General features: G+C 57.9%; 1 pseudogene. It reads left to right on the top strand.

The features are described 5' to 3' along the window. Positions 1–461, top strand: a pseudogene (locus AACY52_RS30940) (IS630-like element ISPpu2 family transposase); the annotation flags it as partial.

The following is a 461-nucleotide window of genomic DNA, read 5'->3' as shown; positions in this document are numbered from 1 at the left end:
ATCCCCTTTCGCTTTAACGCCTTCTGATCTCATCGCCCTGCAAGGTTGGTTGCGTATGAGTACGCTGGAACAGAGCCTCGCCCAGCGAGCGCGCATCCTGCTTCTACTGGCTGATGGATTGACGCCCAAGGCCGTCAGCGAGCAGTTGCAGATCACGCCGCCAACGGTATTCAAGTGGCGAAAACGTTATCGGGAGGCGGGAATCGAAGGGTTGAGCGATCTGCCGCGCAGCGGCCAGCCACTTAAACTCGGGCCCGAAAAAATCAACGAAATCCTGACACTGACTACCCGGCGTGTCCCCCAGGAAGCCACTCACTGGAGCGTTCGCTTGATGGCCAAGTATGCGCGGGTCACCACGTGGCAGGTTCGGCAGGTATGGGCCGCTTCCGACCTCAAACCCCATCGTCTGAAGACCTTCAAAATCAGCAACGATCCTCATTTCGCCGACAAGGTAGTCGACG

It is taken from the genome of Pseudomonas sp. EA_65y_Pfl1_P113, assembly GCF_963970525.1.
Lineage (GTDB): Bacteria > Pseudomonadota > Gammaproteobacteria > Pseudomonadales > Pseudomonadaceae > Aquipseudomonas > Aquipseudomonas tritici.
The sequence above is the reverse complement of the archived record's forward strand: the minus strand, read 5'-3'. Positions and strand labels throughout refer to the sequence as shown.